Source organism: Ilumatobacter sp. (assembly GCF_046290335.1).
Taxonomy (GTDB): domain Bacteria; phylum Actinomycetota; class Acidimicrobiia; order Acidimicrobiales; family Ilumatobacteraceae; genus Ilumatobacter_A.
Window position 1 is genome coordinate 247,699 of the sequence record NZ_JBKAGH010000005.1, and the last position, 17,170, is coordinate 264,868.

The window sequence follows — 17,170 nt, forward strand, 5'->3', positions numbered from 1 at the left end:
CGCCGGATCGCCACGCTCGCTGCTCACCGCCGCCGAACTCGTCGGGGGACGACGGCCATCCTCGCCGTGTGGGCGTCATCGGCGCTCGGCGCACACACCGTCGACCGGTCACCGCGAGGTGGGTTCGGGGCCGCGCCGCCGACGACCGACGATCATCAGCCCGGCGACCGCAGCCGTAACGAACCCCCAGCCGACGAACTGCGCCGGAGGGTCGGGCTCGATCGCTGCGGCGATGGTCGCGATGGTGTCGACCCAGCGGGTACCCAGCCGTGCCGGAAACATCACGACCGGAGCGATGGCCGGGATCCAGCCGGAGAGCAGCCCAGCTGGCATCCCGTACAACATGACGGCGCCGGCCACGGGAACCGCCAACAAGTTGGCGGGGATGCTCACCAGCGGCAACCGACCGAACACGAGCACGCTCGGGAGCACCACGCCGAGCTGAGCGCCGAGCGTGACTCCGATCGGCAGCGCGAACAGCCGGGTGCGGTCGAACACCGAGAGGCGCTCGGCGATCCATGGCCCGGCGCCGCTCACCCCGAGGGTCGCACCGACCGACAACCAGAATCCGATCGACCAGACCAGCAGCGGATCGACGAGGACCAGCGCGGCGACCGCGACCGCCAGAATTCGTACCGGGGCGCGATCGCGACCCAACACGAAGGCCGTGGCGGACAGCCCGGCCATGACCCCGGCGCGCACGATCGAGGGCTCGAAGCGTGTCAACGCCACGAACCATGCGATCAACGCCACGCTCGCAGCCCATCGGCCCCAAGGACGAAGGCGCCGGAGCACCGGCCCACTCGCCGCCAACAGAAACGACACGTTCTGCCCGGACACGGCGGTGAGGTGCGACAGCCCGCTCGCCCGGAAACGATCGATCATCTCACTCGGCTGATCGCGATCGTCGCCGACGACGAGGCCGCGAAAGAGTGCGCCGTCGTACCCGGGTAGCTCCATTGCGGCTCGCTCGATCGCCGCGCGGACCCGATTCGACGCACGCGCCACAGGGCCGCCCGGGTGGACGTCGCTCGCCCACTCGATGGCGAACTCACCGACGACGTGCTGCCAGGCGACGCGTCGCGCTCGCTGCGCGTCGAGCGCCTCCCGCTCGCCGCTCACGGCCACCCACTCTCCGCCGCGCCACGAGGCGATTCGCGACCGCTGCGCGCGACCTCGCGCCCAGATCTCGAAGCGCTCACCATCGATCTCGATGATGATCCGGGTGCTGGACGGGTACGGCTGAGGGTCGTCGATCACCCGAGCCCACCCTTGGTACGAGCCGAGCTGATCGGGAGCGAGTGACGCCCACGCCTGATCGCTGCGCAGCACCCCGGCGACCGCTGCCAGCACCAGTACGATCGCCAACCAACGGCGCCCGACGAGCGCCGCTCCCGCAATCGAGATGACGGCTGCGACGGCGAGGTCGCCCGACCACACACCGACGACCGTGACGATCGCCACGAGCACCATCTGCGGCGTCGTGACATGGTGATGCCGATCATCGGCGGGGTCGATCGCGTAGCGTGACGCTCGCGTGTCGTCTCCCCCGCCCAGTCCCGTCGTGTCGCCGTCGAGCGACACCATCGTCGAGTACCACCTCATCGAGGGGCCCCGCTGGTATCGGTCGCGCATTCGCACGCTCGGGCCGCTGTGTGGCCTGCTGATTCCTGGCGTGGTGGGCCTGATCGGCTATGTGTCACTACAAGCCTCGGATGCCTCGTGGAGCGGCCCGGTCGGTCTGGTCGGCGGGTACTTCGGGGCGCCAGCGCTGCTGGCCGTTGGGGCGCCGTTCGGCGACCGCGGTATCTATCCGTTGGCCGTCGCAGCCTCGGGGCTGATGTGGGTGCTGATCGGGCTCCTCGCGTCGCGCCGAGCGACCCGCAATCCGATGGCCTCGTGGAGCGATTTCTGGCGCCACTACCTGTGGATGTTGGGCGGCGTCTGGGTCGGCGTCGCCGTCGCGTTGAGCATCGCCGTCGTTCGCATCGGCGCCATCGTCGACTGGTGACACTGGCCCGTCGAGCGCTCACCACCATCGACTGCTCACGAGATCACCAGATCGCGCAGTGCTTCGAGTTTGGCTGGCCCGATCCCGGGCACCCGTTCGAGGTCGTCGACCGAGACGAAGGGCCCATTGCGCTCTCGCTCGGTGACGATCGCCGATGCGGTCGCCGGTCCGACACCGGGGAGCGAGTCGAGCTCGGTCGCCGACGCGCGGTTGACGTCGATCGGGCCGGCCGGCGTGCTCGACGCAGGTAGGGCCGGCGTCGGCGCGTCGAGCCGTGGCGGCAGGGCCTCCCCCACCATCGGGACGTAGACGCGTGTTCCGTCGACCAATGGCGCGGCCAGGTTCAAGGCGTCGGGATCGGCATCGAGGGTCACGCCACCCGCACGAGCGATCGCTGCATCGACTCGGCTTCCGACGCTCAGTTCGTACACGCCGGCTCGCTGCACGGCACCGGCGACATGCACGGTCACGACGTCACGGCCGGAATCTCGGCCGGCGGACCCTGCGGACGCGTCGACCGCCGGCGGCACGGCCGGCACCGGTTCCATCGATACGGCCGTTGCGATGGTGACGTCAGCACCGGGCGGGCTCGTGGTGGACGGCGTCGACGCCATCGGCAGTGACGATTCCGATGGCGGAACGGGCGCTCGCACCAGCCACCAGGCTCCGACGCACACGACGACGACGGCCACGGCTGAGGTGACCAGCCGGGCCACGCCGAACCATTCCATCCACTCGCGAGCGCGCTGGCTCAGCGACGTCGTAGCTCTCGGTCGCGGTACATCGTCCACGTCGTTTCTCCATCGGACGAGCAGGTGGGCCTGCGCTCCATCAGGAGGGAGTCGGTCAGAACGACGCTAGCGACGCTCGGCGAAACGGCCACGTCTCGCGCGGTCGAGGTGTGCACGCGAGAGAGGAGGTCGCCGGATCAGCGGCGACCGCTCAGTACAGCCGAAGCGTCAGTTGTTTGCGGTACTCGGCGGTGCGCGGGTCGTGGGGACCCATCAACTCGAGGATGTCGACGAACTGCTGGCGGGCTTCGTCGTCGGTCTTCACCCGGTCGAGCAACGCCGTGAGCGTCGCGTCGTGATCGTCGTCGGGCACCGTGCCGACCCGAGCGGTCGCCGCGACGTGGCGGGTGCGCTCGGATTCCGGAATCCGCTCCAGCAATTCGAGGGCTTCGTCGCCTCGACCATCGGCCACGAGCAGTTCGCCGAGCGCCACGATGACGTCTTCGTTCGCCGGTTCCATCGAGAGCGCGATGCGCAAGCTGGCCTCGTCGCCGGCCTCGACCAGCTCGCTGACCGCCATCTCCTCGGCCGACGGAAGCAGCCCATCGACGAACTGCTGCACGGCGCTCTCCGGATACGCGCCCATGAACCCGTCGACCACCGCACCGTCTTTCATCGCGTACACGGCAGGGATCGACTGAACCTTGAACGCCTGGCTCAGACCAGGGTTGGCGTCGACGTCGATCTTGACCAGCACGACCTTGCCGTCGGTGGCGTCGATGACCTTCTCGAGGATCGGGCCGAGCGTCTTGCACGGTCCGCACCAAGACGCCCACAGGTCGACGACAACGGGCACCTCCTTCGACTTCTCGAGCACGTCGGTCTCAAATGTTGCATCGGTGACGTCAATGGCAGCCATGTGATGAACGCTACCGCCAGGTGCTCGGTACCCTCGGAAACCATGAGCGAGGCCGACCAGGTGAGCGACGGCGCCGACGATGCCGAGCACGGTTCCGCCGGACGCGATCACGAACTCGACCAGCCGCTCGAGCACGCGCTCGAGCACGGTGTGCCGAGCCCCGGAGCGGCGACCGATCTCGAGCTCGGCATCGACCGCCTGGTCGTCGATCCGATGCTGCACGAGCCGGTGCTCGTCGTGATGCTGCAAGGTTGGATCGACGCGGCGGGCGCGGCCAACGTCGCCGCTGACGAGTTGTCGAACGCATGTGGGGCCGCGCCGATCATCCGCTTCGACGACGACACCTACGTCGACTATCGAGCGCGTCGACCGGTCATGGAGCTACGCAACGGCGTCAACAGCAACATCCAATGGGCGACGATCGAGTTGCGCGCCGGACGCTCCCCCGACGGCCGCGACGTCCTGCTGCTCCTCGGCCCCGAGCCCGACATGGCGTGGCGCCGATTCGGACGCGCCGTGTCCGATCTCGCCGTCGAATTCGGTGTCACCCAGATGGTCGCGTTCGGCGCGTATCCGTTCGCGGCGCCGCATACGCGAGACCCACGCCTGTCGGTGTCGTCACCGTCGATCGACGTGCTGGCCAAGGTCGACTTCACGCGCAGCTCCGTCGATGTTCCGGCTGGCGTCGCTGCGACGCTCGAACACGCGATGCATGCGGTCAAGATCCCGGCGATCGGAATCTGGGCGCAAGTCCCGCACTACGTTGCCTCGATGGAGTACCCCGCCGCCTCCGTGGCACTGCTCGAGGGCTTCTCCCAGGTCACGGGCATCAGCATCGATCTCGACGACCTCCGCTCCGACGTCGCCGATCAGCGGCGCCGGCTCGATCGAATGGTCTCCGACAACCCCGAGCACGAGAGCATGCTCGCTCAACTCGAGGAACTGTTCGATGCCACCGTGGTCGACACGACGTCGGAGCCCGACATCGAACTGCTGTCGGGCGACGAACTCGCCGACGAGATCCAACAGTTCCTTCGCGACCAGAAGTGACCGCCTGAGGTCGCGCCGCCATCGCGACCCACTCGCTCGTGCCTCGTCGTTCGTTGCCGGGCGGAGATCGTCGAGCAACTACCGTTCGCTTCATGAAGGTTGACGGCAACATCGGACTCGATCTCGACAACGTGGCGACGAACGCGAAGGAGGTCGAAGCAGCCGGCTACTCCGGGGCTTGGACCGCCGAAACCGCGCACGACCCGTTCCTCCCGCTGCTGCTCGCAGCAGAACACACCGAGCAACTCGAGCTCGGCACGTCGATCGCTGTGGCGTTCGCTCGCTCGCCGATGACCCTTGCCAACACCGCGTGGGACCTCCAGGCGTATTCGAAGGGTCGGTTCGTGCTCGGCCTCGGCAGTCAGATCAAGCCGCACATCGAGAAGCGGTTCTCGATGGAGTGGAGCAAGCCCGCTGCTCGGATGCGCGAGTTCGTGTTGGCGATGCGAGCGATCTGGAACACCTGGGAAACCGGCGAGAAGCTCGACTTCCGAGGCGAGTTCTACCGGCACACGCTGATGACCCCGTTCTTCACGCCTGATCCCGAGGAACTGGCTGGCTTCGGTACTCCGAAGGTGTTCCTCGCCGGTGTCGGCGAGTTGATGACGGAGGTGGCCGGCGAAGTGTGTGACGGCTTCATCTGCCACGGCTTCACCACGGAGAAGTACCTCCGCGAAGTCACGCTGCCGGCGCTCGAACGCGGCCGCGCCAAGGCGGGCAAGACGATGGAGGGCTTCGAGATCGTCGGACCGTCGTTCGTCGTGAGTGGCAACAACGACGAGGAGATGGCCAAGGCTGCGGCCGGGACCCGCCAGCAGATCGCGTTCTACGGCTCGACGCCTGCGTACCGCGGCGTGCTCGACATCCACGGCTGGGGCAGTCTGCAAGACGAGCTCAACGCACTGTCGAAGCAGGGTGAGTGGGAGAAGATGGGCACGCTCATCGACGACGAGATCCTCAACACCTTTGCCGTCGTCGGCGAGCCGGAACAGATCGCGCCCGAACTGTCGCAGCGCTACGGCGACGTCATCCAACGCATCAGCTTCTACGCCCCCTACGCCAGCGACCCCGATCGCTGGGCGAAGGTGATGGCCGACCTCAAGGCTGCCTGATCACGCCCGAACGACAGAGTGGGTCAGACCCACTCTGTCGTCGTGATCACGGGGCGGCGATGTCGACGATGCCGGTGATCCGGATGTCGACGCGGCCGCCGATCCAGATGTCGTCACCGACGCGTTCCACGACGACGCGGCCTCGACGGTCGAGGTTGGTTCCCTGACTCGCCACATACGGCAACGACACGTGCCCGGTGGCTTCGAGCCACTGAGCGACCGACGCATTGAGGCTGCCGGTCACGGGATCTTCCCGCACGAGCCCGCCAGCGTCGGCGAAGAGGCCTCGGACTTCGATGGCGCACTCGTCACCGTCGGCCCGCAGCCCGACCAGACCGACGTCGAAGGCCGGATGCGTACCCGACGGCAACGACACGTCGAGCACAGCGTCGGACGACGCGAGCAGGACGCCCATCCAGCCAGGACCGTTGTCGATCCACGCCGCCTCGATCACGTCACCGGAGTCGATCGCCAACGCGTCGAGCCGGGTAGCGAGCAGGTCGGGTTCGATCGGGCCCGACCGGAGCATCGGCGGCGCGGCGAACGCGAGCCGGTCGCCGTCGATCCGGATCGGCACTGCACCGGCACCACACTCCTGCACGATGCGATCGCCACGCTGGGGCACCCCGCCCGCCGCGAGCCACGCGGCGCACGTCCCCAGCGTCGGATGCCCGGCGAAGGGCAGCTCGCGACCCGGGCAGAAGATACGCACTCGATAATCGGCGGCAGGATCGGTCGGCGGCAACAGGAACGTCGCTTCGGACAGGTTCGTCCACGCGGTGAACGCCAACATCTGCTCGGTCGTCATCCCGTGGGCATCGTGAACGACAGCGAGCGGGTTGCCGGAGAACGCGTCGGAGGCGAACACGTCGACCTGGTCGAACCGACGTTGCATGCGACTCACGCTGCGCAGGCCGCGCACACCCCTTCGAGTGCGAAGTGGCCGGGTTCGAGGATGAAGCCGCTCGACGCAGCCGTCGCGTCGACGAGCGCATCGATCGCGTCGGTCGGCACCGGCTCGATGGCACCGCAGTCTTGGCACACCGCGACGAGCTGGCGGTCGCTGGAGAGACGCACCAGCGCCGGACCGTGGCCTGCGTGGACGTGGCTGGCGATGCCGACCTCGATGAGCACGGCAACGGTTCGATACACGGTCGCTTCGTGGATGCCTGACTGATGCGCCTGAGCTCGCTCCGTCAGGGTTGCGGCGTCGACGGTGCCGCCGGACTCGAGCAAAGCACGCAGCACGGCGAGACGGGGCTGGGTGACGCGACATCCGTGGGCCCGAAGTGCTTCCTCTGCCTCTTCGGGGAGCCACTGTCGTTCGTCGACCCCGCTGGTCGCCTCTGGTCTCATGCGCGCCAAGTTAGCCCTCCCGGCTGCGCCAGCATCAGTGAGCGTGGGCGACGGTGCCGGCGCGACGCCGGAGGCGACCGCCACCGACGAAGGCCATCAGGAAGAACGCCGTCGCAACGAGCACGATGGTCGAACCCGACGGCAGGTCGAGGTGGTAGCTCACGTTCATTCCGACGAAGCCGCTGATCGCTCCGAGCACCGTCGCGATCACCAACATCTTGGAGAAGCTGTCGGTCACCATCCGAGCGACGACGGCTGGCACGACCAGCGTCGCGGCGATCAGCGTGACGCCCATCACGGCCATGGTGGCGAGCACGGTCGCAGCGAGCACCATCATCAACAGCACGTCGACCAGCGTCGTGCGGACGCCGGTGGCTTGGGCGACCTCCTCGTCGAACGTGGTGAACAGCAGCGGCCGGTAGCCGAACACGACGAACGCCAACGCGACCAACGACACCGCGCCCACCAGCCACACGTCGCTCGACTTGACGCCCAAGATGTTGCCGAACAGCAAGGCATCGGCGCTGCGATCGGGTGATCCGTAGCGCTCGACGAGTGCGATACCGAGCGCGAACGACGCGGTGGTGACCACGCCGATCGCGGCATCGGAACCGATCGGGCGTCGCCGCACGATGCCACCGATCGCCAACGCCGTGACCACGCCCCACACGCCAGCCCCGAGGAACAGGTTGACGCCGACCAAGCCGGCGACGGCGTAGCCACCGAAGATGGCGTGGGACAGGCCGTGCCCGATGTAGCTCATGTTGCGGAGCACGACGTAGCAACCGACGAGACCGCAGAGCGCGCCGGCGAGGGTCGCGACGTAGACCCCGTTGCGGAAGAATTCGAACGCATACGGCGCGGTGAACTCCGACCAGTTCATCAGCCCGCCTGCGCGGCGAACGGCAAGACGCTGGCGTCAGGCCCGGCGTCGACCACGACGCGCATGCCGCCGTGCTCGAGGATCTGCATCGGCGAGCCGTAGGTGCGCTCCAAGACCTCGGGAGTCAGCACCTCGTCGGGGTGCCCGGCGCCGATCACCGACTTGTTGAGACACACGATCGTCGGCAGGTGGGTCGCGATGCCGTTGAGATCGTGGGTCGACAGCACCACCGTGACGCCGTCGGCGTTGAGATCACGCAGCAGGTGCAGCACCTCGTGACGCGTCTTCACGTCGAGACCGGAGGTGGGCTCGTCGAGGAAGACGACGTCGGCGCCGGTGAAGAGGGCCCGACCGATGAAGACCCGCTGCTGTTGTCCGCCCGACAGATCGCGGATGTGCCGGTCACCGAGTCCGTGCAGACCGAGTCGATCCAGGATCGCCACGATCTCGATGCGTTCGGCCTTGCTCAGCCACGGTGCACGAAAGCCGGTCGCCCGCGCCATGCCGATGCATTCCGCGACCGTGACGGGAAAGTTCCAGTCGATCTTCTCGACCTGTGGCACGAACCCGACCGACACACCGCGGCGTCGGGTCACGCTGCCGCGAATCGGCTTGATGCCTCCGAGCAGCGCCTTGAGCAGCGTCGACTTGCCGGAGCCCGACGGGCCGACGATTCCGATCAGGTCACGTTCGCAGATGGCGAGGTCGACGTCGACGAGCACCTCGGCTCGGTCGTAGGCGACCGTGATTCGATCGGCTCGGATGAGCGCCGACGCCTCGTCGTGCACCGGCAATCTCACGCTCACTGAGGGTACTCGGCCGCGTCGACGGCGACGTTGCGCACCTCGAACTCGGCGAGGTCGCTGGCATCGCCGCCGAGCACCTCGGTCATCGTGACGAAATTGAACTTCATCAGGCCGAGCCACGAGTGCTCGACTTCGCCGGGTACGCCCGGCAGATCGTCGTCACGAAGATCGTCGATGTACTCGGCGCCGGTCTCGTTGGCGACCTGTTCGAGCACCGGCGACGGGAACACTTCGGACCCGAAGATGGCCGGCACGCCTTCGGCGCGGATCTGCTCGATGAGGTCGACCACTTCGGATGGCGTCGGCTCACCGAAGTCGGCCGGCTGGATCGCGCCCACGACCGTCCACCCGTAGGTGTCGGCGAAGTAGGCGTACGCGTCGTGATACGTGACGAGCTTGCGGTTGTTCGCCGGCACCGAGTCGAGTGCTGCGCTCACCGCGGCGTCGAAGTCATCGACGAGGGCGGCGAACGCCTCGTAGTTCGCATCATAGGTCGCCTTCCCTTCCGGATCGACCTCGTTCATCGTGTTGCGGATGATGTCGGCGTAGACCTTCACCAAGGTCGGGTCGGTCCAGAGGTGCGGGTTCGGCTTGCCTTCGCTCTCGGGGAACGAGAAGTCGAACTTGTACTGCTCGGGATCGATCGTCTCGTCGCCCAACTCGACGAGCGGTACGCCGTCTGCGAGGTTGGCCAACGCGAGTTCCTTCGTCGGCTCTTCCAGTTGCAGGCCGTTGATGAACACGACGTCGGCGGTTGCCATCAGTTCGGCGACGGAGGGCGACGGCTCGAACGTGTGCGAGTTGGTGCCTTCGGGCACGACGCCGATGATGCTGGCACGATCGCCGATCACGTTCGCTGCGATCGAGGTGATCGGCGCGACGGTCGTGACCACGGTGAGCCCGGACGCGCTGGTATTGGCGGATTCGTCGCCGGTGTCGTCGTCGGCGCCACACGCGGCGGCGGTCAGCGCGAGGACGGCGAGGCCAGCGACGCCCCGGCGTAGGCGCCGACGGCGGGTCGTGGCGGTGGTGGCGGCGGCGGCGGTGGTGGCGGCGGCGGCGGTGGTGGTGGTGGTGTTGATTGGGTAGGCGTTGTCGAGTGCGGAGCCGGAGTTGACGGCGGAGAAGGTCACGGGGGTAAACTAACTGCGAGCTGGTCGCATCAGTTGGGCCGAGCTCCACATCCATGAGGTGACGGCCGTCACGCCGAGCGTGGCGACGACGAGCCAGCTCACAGCAGCACGACAGATTCGTCGCGTCCGAATCCGGAGCACGTCAACGACCCGCCCCGCGAGGTCGTTGTAGGTTCATGCCCATGGGGCTGTGCTCACGACCATCCGACCACTCCGACACATGGACGCCGACGACTTCGTCGCCATCGACCAGCACCCCCGGCTCGGGCCGACCGAACCTCCCGGGTCGGGTGTCGAATCGAAGCTGGGCTGGCCGGAGTGACGCCGACCACCGCGATGGAGATCGGCGATGACTGCGATCGACGAGATGCCGACGCCCACCGCCGGAGCGATCGACGAGATGCCGAGTCTGTCGATCCGCGTACACCTGGGGCCACTCTCGTCGGCCGGCGCAGACGACCTCGAGGCGCACGCGCGAGCGGGCGGCTCCGTTCTCCTCGTGGCCGACCCCGGCGACGAGTGCGCCGAGAGGCTCGCCCGGGCGCGGGTGTCAACGCGGTTGCCGTTCACCGAGTGGTTCGTCACCCTTGCTCGACGAGCCGAGAACGTGCGACTCGACGAAGAGGTCCCGATCAGCACCTCGCTTTCCACCCTCGAGCCGCTCGGGGACGAGGTCGAGGTCGCGGCGACCACCAGTGTCCGTTTCGAGCACCACCCGACGATCACGGTGCGTCGTGTCGGGGCCGGACGTGTCGTGGCCCTCGGCATCACCGACCTCGCGGCGCTCCAGGCACACCGCACGCTGGGTGTGTACGTACGTCGGCTGCTTCGTAGCGATGTTCCCGCCAGCACACCAACGTTGGGCGTCGCCGTCGTCGGCTACGGACCCTTCGGCGGGATGGGCTACCTCCACGGTCTCGCCGCCTCCGAAACCGACGGACTGGCCTTCGTCGCCGCCGCTGATGCGGTCCCCGCTCGACTCGAGGCAGCTCGCGCCGACTTCCCCGACCTGCGTTCCCACGAGTCGGGCACCTCGCTTGCCGCCGACGACTCCGTCGACATCGCGATCGTCGCCACGCCACCGGTCCATCATGCGACGCTGGCGCTCGAGCTGCTGCGTGCCGGTAAGCACGTCGTGGTCGAGAAGCCGATGTGTCTCACGAGCGCGGACGCCGACCTGCTGATCGCTACGGCCGCCGAACACGACCGCACCGTCACCGTGCATCAGAGCCGTCGCTGGGACACCGACTGGCTCGCGATCCGTCGACTGATCGAACGCGGTGATCTCGGCGACGTGTTCAACATCGAGACCTTCGTGGGCGGGTTCGAACACCCGTGCCGCGCGTGGCATTCCGAGGACTCGATCTCCGGCGGTGCCGTCTACGACTGGGGATCGCATCACATCGACTGGATCATCCAGCACTACGGCGTCGCCCCGAGCAAGGTGTTGTGTTCGGCGCACACGCGGGTCTGGCATGACACGACCAACGTCGATCAATTGTCGGTGTGGATGCAGTGGCCCGACGGCCGCGAGGCCACCTTCCGACAAAGCGACGTCTGCGCGATCCGCCGCCCGAAGTTCCACATCGAGGGAACCCTCGGGACGCTCGAAGGGCAGTACGAACCTGTCCGCCAGGATGCGGTCGTCGCCGGACGTGGTTTCCGGGCGTCGGTCTCGCATCACGCCGAGCGACCGGTCGATCTGCGCGTCGCCCGCTACGACGGCGACCATGGGCTCATCGAGTCGATCGTGGCCCCGGCGCCCCATCCGGGCTGGGGATTCCACCGCAACCTCGCCGATCACCTGCTGCTCGGCGAGCCGCTCGCCGTGCGACCCGAACAGTCGCGCGACGTCGTGCGCGTCCTCGAAGCAGCTCACCGGTCGGGCGCCAACGGTGGCGAGCTGATCGAACTCGGGTGAGCGAGCCGCGACCGGTCGGGTTCGGCGTCGTCGGGGCGCGGTCGTTCGTCGCCAATGCCGCAGTGCTCCCGGCGATCGACGCGGCGCACAACGCCCGCCTCGTGGCCACCTCGGCGCGCGGAGGGCCGGTGCCGGAGCGGTGGGCCGCCACGAGTGTCGAGTCCTACGACGCCGTCATCGCTCACCCTGACGTCGACGCCGTCTACCTCCCCCTCCCCAACGGTCTCCACCGATTCTGGGCCGAGCGAGCCGCAGCAGCCGGCAAACACGTGCTGTGCGAGAAACCGCTCGCCCCCGATGCGGCGACGGCTGCGGCGATGGCCGACACCTGCCACACGGCCGGGGTCGTCCTGGCAGAAGCATGGATGACGCCGTTCGGTGCGCGCTATCGCCACGCGATCGACCTCGCACGCAACGGCGAGATCGGGCGCATCGAGGCGATCGACGCGACGTTCACGTTCACGATCGGCCCCGACGCCGCCGACAACTACCGATGGGATGCCACGCAAGGCGGCGGCGCTCTGCTCGACGTCGGCATCTACTGTCTCGGGCCGATCGTCGAACTGTTCCCCAATCCACATTCGGCACAGGTCGTTGCGTCCGGTTCGCTCGCCGCATCGGGCGTCGACGAGCGAGTACACGCCGAGTTGCGCTTCGCCAGCGGAACGGTCGGGCGCATCAACTGTTCCTTCGTCGACGACGAGTGCCAACGGCTCACGATTTCCGGGACGACGGGGCGCATCGTCGTCGCCACCAACGCGTTCACGGGTGGTGTCGACGACACCGAGATCGTGATCGAGCGCTCGCCCGCAACCGCAGTCGAGCGAGTGTCGGCACCGTCCAATGACCCCTATCGAGCCATGATCGAATCCTTCGCCGACGCCGTCGCTGGCAGAGCGGAATGGCCACGGCCCATCGAGCGTTCGATCGACATGGCGCAGCTCATCGAACGCATCCGCCAGCGTCTTGCGGAAGGATCTGATGTCGAACACCACACACCCTGACGAGCGTGACGAGCACGAGGCTGATGTGATCGTGCCGAAGGTGGAACGGCACCCGCTGACGTCGGGCGTCGAGTTGCACATTCTGCGCTGGACTCCTCCCAGCCGGGTCGTACGAAGAGACCGCTCGTACGTGTTGACGCACGGATTGGCCTCCAACGCCCGCCTCTGGGACGGGGTAGCACGTCGGCTCGCCGCAGCTGGGCACCTCGTCGTGACCGTCGATCAGCGCGGCCACGGTCAATCGTCGAAGCCCGATGACGGCTACGACGTCGTCACCTGCGCCGACGACCTCGCCGACCTGATCGGCGTCCTCCGACTCGATCGTCCCGTCGTCGCAGGCCAATCATGGGGCGGCAACGTCGTGCTCGAACTCGGGTTCCGGCATCCTGAACTCGTCGACCAGATCGTGTGTGTCGACGGCGGCTTCATCGACCTGCAGGGTCGGTTCCCCGAGTGGGACGACTGTGCCGAGACGCTGGCTCCCCCACGACTCGCGGGCACGGCGGTCGAGTCGGTTCGCGGGTGGCTGGAGTCGTCAGCCGCCGACTGGCCCGAGGAAGGCCGAACCGGCACGATGGCCAACTTCGAGGTCCGCGCCGATGGCACGATCGCGCCGTGGCTGACCTTCGACCGGCATCTGCTCGTGCTGCGGGGCCTCTGGGAGCACCGGCCGACCGGGCGATACCCGCTCATGCAGGTGCCCGTGCTGCTGATCGCTGCAGATACCGGAGATGTCGCCTGGACCCACTCGAAGCAAGATGCCGTCGACGCGGCCCTCGACGCGTTGCCGAGCGGCGCGGCACACTGGTTTCGACCCGCCCACCACGACGTGCACGCGCAGCAGCCCGACGCCGTCGCGAGCCTGCTCCTCGCCGCCGCCGACGACCCGCACTTTTTCGATTGACGCTTCCTCGTCGACCACGCACGACTCGCCGATACCTCGCCAGCTACCTCGCCAGCCATCTCGCCAGCCATCTCGCCAGCCATCTCGCCAGCCATCTCGTTCAGTTCTCTCGCCAGCCATCTCGCCAGCCATCTCGTTCAGTTCTCTGGAGACCTCGATGCCCACCCCACTGCCACGCCTGATCTTCATCATGGGATCAGGCGAGACCGCGCCCACCATGAAGAGCCCGCACCGGTCCGTGTTCGACCGACTTGCCGACGCGACCGACTCGATCTCCCCCGTCATGCTCGACACCCCGTTCGGGTTCCAGGAGAACGCACCGATCCTCGCTGCCGCGACCACCAAGTACTTCAAGGACGCCGTGGGACGCGACGTTGCCGTCGCTGGACTGGCACGTACCGACACCGATGACACCATCGCGATCGAGACGGCGCTGTCGACCATCCGCGACGCCGACTGGGTGTTCGCCGGGCCGGGCAGCCCGACGTTCGCGCTCGAACAGTGGCGCACCACCCCACTGCGGGATCTGCTCGCCGAAAAGCTCGCGAACGGCGGCGCGATCGTGTTCTCGTCAGCCGCTGCGCTCACGCTCGGCTGTGTCACCGTGCCGGTGTACGAGATCTACAAGGTCGGCAAGGATCCGTGGTGGGAGCCCGGACTCGACCTGTTGTCGGCGATCGGCATCAACGCCGCCGTGATCCCTCACTACGACAACCAGGAGGGCGGCAACCACGACACTCGGTTCTGCTACCTCGGCGAGCGTCGCCTCACCATGCTGGAACCCGAGTTGCCCGAGGGGGCCTTCGTATTGGGGCTCGACGAGCACACCGGCGTCATCATGGATCTCGATGCCGACACGGCCGAGGTCGTCGGCAAGGGGGCGCTGACCTTGCGTCGGGCCGGTGTGTCGCAGCGGATCGAGTCCGGTGAGACGGTGTCGATCGACGTCATCCGTGCCGGCGGCTCGGTGGCCGCAGCGCCATCCGCACCTGAAGCGACGACACCGACCGGCGCCGCGGCCGACGGTGCCGCAGCGGAACCTGCCGGTGTCGGCGGGGATCGTGACGTCGATCCCGACACTTCCCTCGCTGCGACAGCGGCGCGTCTCGACGCAGCGTTCGAACAGGCGATCCTCGTCGGTGACGCATCCGGCGCGGTCGCCGCGATGCTCGACCTGGTCGCTGCGATCGACGAGTGGTCGGCCGACACGCTGCAGTCCGATGAGATGGACCAGGCGAAGCGCGCGCTGCGAGCGATGATCGTCAAACTGGGCAGCGCTGCGACGAAGGGACTGCGCGACGAGCGCGAGGTCATCGGCCCGGTCGTCGAGGCGGCACTCGCCGCTCGTCGCGTGGCGCGGGCCGAGAAGGCCTACGCCGTGTCGGATGCGCTGCGCGACGGTCTCGACGCTGCCGGCATCGAAGTCCGCGACACACCCGACGGCGTCGAGTGGCACCTGGCCAGCCGCTGAGTCACGGCGACGGTCGCACCGGGCGACCGCAGCCAGCCGGCATCGGTCAGTTCGTGACGCTGGCGGCGCCGACGAGGAACGAGCGGACGTTCTGCCCGAGCGTCTCGAGGTCGTAGCCGCCCTCCTGCACCACGGCGAGCGGCCGACCCAACTCTGCGATGTCGGCTCCCTGGCGGGCGAAGCCGTCGGTGGTGACAGACAGATCCGAGATCGGGTCGGAGCCATAGGTGTCGACGCCGAGCGACACGATCACGAGGGCCGGATCGAACGCATCGATCGCCTCGATCGCCAACCCAAGCGATGTCGCGTAGGCATCGTCATCGGTCTTCGCTGGGAGCGGCACATTGAGGTTCGTACCGCGTCCGAGCCCGGCCCCGGTCTCGTCCTTGCGCCCCGTCAGATACGGGTACGCCCGATCCGGATCGCCGTGCAAGGAGACGTACTGGATGTCGGGTCGCCGGTAGGTGATCTGCTGCGTGCCGTTGCCGTGGTGGTAGTCGACGTCGATCACGGTCACCTTGGAGCCGGTCGTCGACGCGACGTGATGCGCAGCGATCGCGGCGTTGTTGAAGAAGCAGTAGCCGCCGTAGAGGCCGGTCGGCGCGTGGTGTCCGGGCGGCCGACACAAACCGTACGCGAGGGACTCGCCGCCGAGCACGGCATCGACGGTCGACAGTGCGACATCCACCGCCGACCGCGCCGCGTCATAGGTTCCCTCGGTCAGCGGCGTCGTGGTCTCGAAGCACCAGCGGCCGAGTTGGATGTCGACATGCTTGATCGACTCGATGCGGGCGGCGTCGTCGATCCCGTCGAGCAGCCCCGGCTTGACGAAGACGTCGGGAACCACGTCGTGCGTTCCCGGGTGATGGACCTGGTAGTCGTGCCACGCTCGCGCCAGGAACCGGACCAGCGCCGGATCGTGCACCGCCTCGATCGGCCGCGCTCCCCACTCGCGAGGCTCACGAATGTCGAAGCGATCATCGCTGGCGAGCACGCGATGAATGGCGTCGGCTCGGCCCGGATGTTCCCACGGCGACTGGAAGCCAGAACTCTCGATCTCGGCGACCGGGTCATGACCGCGCTGACGTGGCGAGGAGTAGACGATCATCACCGGCGAGCGTCGGCGCAGGCCGAGGGGCGAGCCGGTCGGGAAGCGCCAGGGACGTTCCGGATCGCTCCGGACGCCCGAAGCGATTCGGAACGCCACGGTTCGGCGAGGAGGCCAGCGAGGGCGAGTTCGAGACCGAGCCGCGACGACTCGCGATATTGCTCCCAGTCGATGACCCCGTGCGCCCACTTCTCGAGCCGGTGCAGTTGCGACTGGAAGAGGGCGCGGGCGACCACCTCGGTGTCGACGTCGACGACGAACATCCCGTCGGCGGCGGCCTTCGCGAGATCGGTGTTGATGTACTGCACGACGCGTTCGCCGACCTCGCCCATTCCGTACGACCCGCTCCCCGACTTGAGACTGGCGAAGATCGACCTCCAGACCGCAGGATCTTCGAGGAACGTCTCGTCGAATGCGTCGAGCAACGTCCGGGTCGTATCCACCGGGCCGACGGGCGGCTGAGCGTCGAGGTCGATCTCGAGTTGGTCGAGTCCGCTGCTCACGAATGCGACGATCACGCCATCGCGGTCGCCGAACTGGTTGTAGAGCGTCGCGACCGCCACGCCGGCACGCTCGGCGAGCTTGCGCATGGTCACGCCATCGACACCCGATTCGGCGATGAGCGCGCCGACGGCGTCGATCACGTCTCGCCGTGTGCGCTCCTGGCGCCGAACCCAGCCGTCACTCATGCTCCCGGCAGTGTAGATCGCTCCAGCCGAGCCACCGTCCCCCGACCCGTATCGGTTTGTCTCAGAGACAAA

17 protein-coding genes are annotated in these 17,170 nt (G+C 67.7%); 7 read left to right on the forward strand and 10 right to left on the reverse strand.

The window, feature by feature from the left end:
• Window positions 1-108: 108 nt before the first annotated feature.
• Complete coding sequence (locus ACE37B_RS18845; protein WP_409924877.1) at window positions 109-1,587, reverse strand: ComEC/Rec2 family competence protein; 1,479 nt, start codon at window positions 1,585-1,587, stop codon at window positions 109-111.
• Here ACE37B_RS18845 and ACE37B_RS18850 point away from each other — a divergent pair.
• Window positions 1,565-2,011 carry a hypothetical protein gene (locus tag ACE37B_RS18850; RefSeq protein WP_409924878.1) on the forward strand — a complete coding sequence of 149 codons (447 nt, stop codon included), beginning with the start codon at window positions 1,565-1,567 and terminating at the stop codon, window positions 2,009-2,011. The genes ACE37B_RS18845 and ACE37B_RS18850 overlap by 23 nt on opposite strands.
• A 35-nt stretch (window positions 2,012-2,046) precedes the next feature.
• Here ACE37B_RS18850 and ACE37B_RS18855 read toward each other — a convergent pair whose 3' ends face one another.
• Entirely contained in the window at window positions 2,047-2,802 is a 756-nt protein-coding gene (locus ACE37B_RS18855) for a helix-hairpin-helix domain-containing protein (protein WP_409924879.1), read from the reverse strand.
• 151 nt (window positions 2,803-2,953) lie between these two features.
• Window positions 2,954-3,661, reverse strand: a complete 708-nt coding sequence (locus ACE37B_RS18860; RefSeq protein ID WP_409924880.1) for a tetratricopeptide repeat protein — start codon at window positions 3,659-3,661, stop codon at window positions 2,954-2,956.
• A gap of 42 nt (window positions 3,662-3,703) precedes the next feature.
• Here ACE37B_RS18860 and ACE37B_RS18865 point away from each other — a divergent pair, with 42 nt between their 5' ends.
• Window positions 3,704-4,711 (forward strand): proteasome assembly chaperone family protein, encoded by a 1,008-nt coding sequence (locus tag ACE37B_RS18865; RefSeq protein WP_409924881.1) that lies wholly within the window; start codon window positions 3,704-3,706, stop codon window positions 4,709-4,711.
• 92 nt (window positions 4,712-4,803) lie between these two features.
• Complete coding sequence (locus ACE37B_RS18870; protein ID WP_409924882.1) at window positions 4,804-5,823, forward strand: LLM class F420-dependent oxidoreductase; 1,020 nt, start codon at window positions 4,804-4,806, stop codon at window positions 5,821-5,823.
• 46 nt (window positions 5,824-5,869) lie between these two features.
• On the opposite strand, the gene ACE37B_RS18875 is transcribed toward ACE37B_RS18870, so the two are convergent.
• The 5 genes from ACE37B_RS18875 to ACE37B_RS18895 are packed head-to-tail and all read right to left on the reverse strand — an operon-like array spanning window position 5,870 to window position 10,001.
• Complete coding sequence (locus tag ACE37B_RS18875) at window positions 5,870-6,718, reverse strand: PhzF family phenazine biosynthesis protein (RefSeq protein WP_409924883.1); 849 nt, start codon at window positions 6,716-6,718, stop codon at window positions 5,870-5,872.
• A gap of 5 nt (window positions 6,719-6,723) precedes the next feature.
• Complete coding sequence (locus tag ACE37B_RS18880; protein WP_409924884.1) at window positions 6,724-7,179, reverse strand: Fur family transcriptional regulator; 456 nt, start codon at window positions 7,177-7,179, stop codon at window positions 6,724-6,726.
• A 34-nt stretch (window positions 7,180-7,213) separates the two neighbouring features.
• Window positions 7,214-8,062: a metal ABC transporter permease gene (locus ACE37B_RS18885; protein WP_409924885.1), complete on the reverse strand. Its 849-nt coding sequence runs from the start codon at window positions 8,060-8,062 to the stop codon at window positions 7,214-7,216.
• On the reverse strand, window positions 8,062-8,862 hold the full coding sequence (locus ACE37B_RS18890; protein ID WP_409924886.1) for a metal ABC transporter ATP-binding protein: 801 nt from the start codon (window positions 8,860-8,862) through the stop codon (window positions 8,062-8,064). The genes ACE37B_RS18885 and ACE37B_RS18890 overlap by 1 nt, the downstream gene beginning before the upstream one ends.
• A gap of 2 nt (window positions 8,863-8,864) precedes the next feature.
• Window positions 8,865-10,001, reverse strand: a complete 1,137-nt coding sequence (locus tag ACE37B_RS18895; RefSeq protein WP_409924887.1) for a metal ABC transporter substrate-binding protein — start codon at window positions 9,999-10,001, stop codon at window positions 8,865-8,867.
• Window positions 10,002-10,350: 349 nt separating this feature from the next.
• Between ACE37B_RS18895 and ACE37B_RS18900 the strand changes: the two genes are divergently transcribed.
• The 4 genes from ACE37B_RS18900 (at window position 10,351) to ACE37B_RS18915 (ending at window position 15,301) form a co-directional block, all read left to right on the forward strand.
• Window positions 10,351-11,922, forward strand: coding sequence for a Gfo/Idh/MocA family protein (locus ACE37B_RS18900; RefSeq protein WP_409924888.1), 1,572 nt, complete (start codon window positions 10,351-10,353; stop codon window positions 11,920-11,922).
• Window positions 11,919-12,926 carry a Gfo/Idh/MocA family protein gene (locus ACE37B_RS18905; protein WP_409924889.1) on the forward strand — a complete coding sequence of 336 codons (1,008 nt, stop codon included), beginning with the start codon at window positions 11,919-11,921 and terminating at the stop codon, window positions 12,924-12,926. The genes ACE37B_RS18900 and ACE37B_RS18905 overlap by 4 nt, the downstream gene beginning before the upstream one ends.
• On the forward strand, window positions 12,904-13,830 hold the full coding sequence (locus ACE37B_RS18910) for an alpha/beta fold hydrolase (protein WP_409924890.1): 927 nt from the start codon (window positions 12,904-12,906) through the stop codon (window positions 13,828-13,830). Before ACE37B_RS18905 ends, ACE37B_RS18910 begins: the two co-directional genes overlap by 23 nt.
• 157 nt (window positions 13,831-13,987) lie before the next feature.
• Window positions 13,988-15,301: a hypothetical protein gene (locus ACE37B_RS18915; protein ID WP_409924891.1), complete on the forward strand. Its 1,314-nt coding sequence runs from the start codon at window positions 13,988-13,990 to the stop codon at window positions 15,299-15,301.
• 46 nt (window positions 15,302-15,347) lie between these two features.
• Here ACE37B_RS18915 and ACE37B_RS18920 read toward each other — a convergent pair whose 3' ends face one another.
• The gene (locus ACE37B_RS18920; RefSeq protein ID WP_409924892.1) at window positions 15,348-16,409 is read right to left on the reverse strand and encodes a histone deacetylase family protein; all 1,062 of its coding nucleotides are present in this window, start codon (window positions 16,407-16,409) and stop codon (window positions 15,348-15,350) included.
• Window positions 16,409-17,098 (reverse strand): TetR/AcrR family transcriptional regulator, encoded by a 690-nt coding sequence (locus ACE37B_RS18925; protein ID WP_409924893.1) that lies wholly within the window; start codon window positions 17,096-17,098, stop codon window positions 16,409-16,411. The genes ACE37B_RS18920 and ACE37B_RS18925 overlap by 1 nt, the downstream gene beginning before the upstream one ends.
• Window positions 17,099-17,170: the final 72 nt, after the last annotated feature.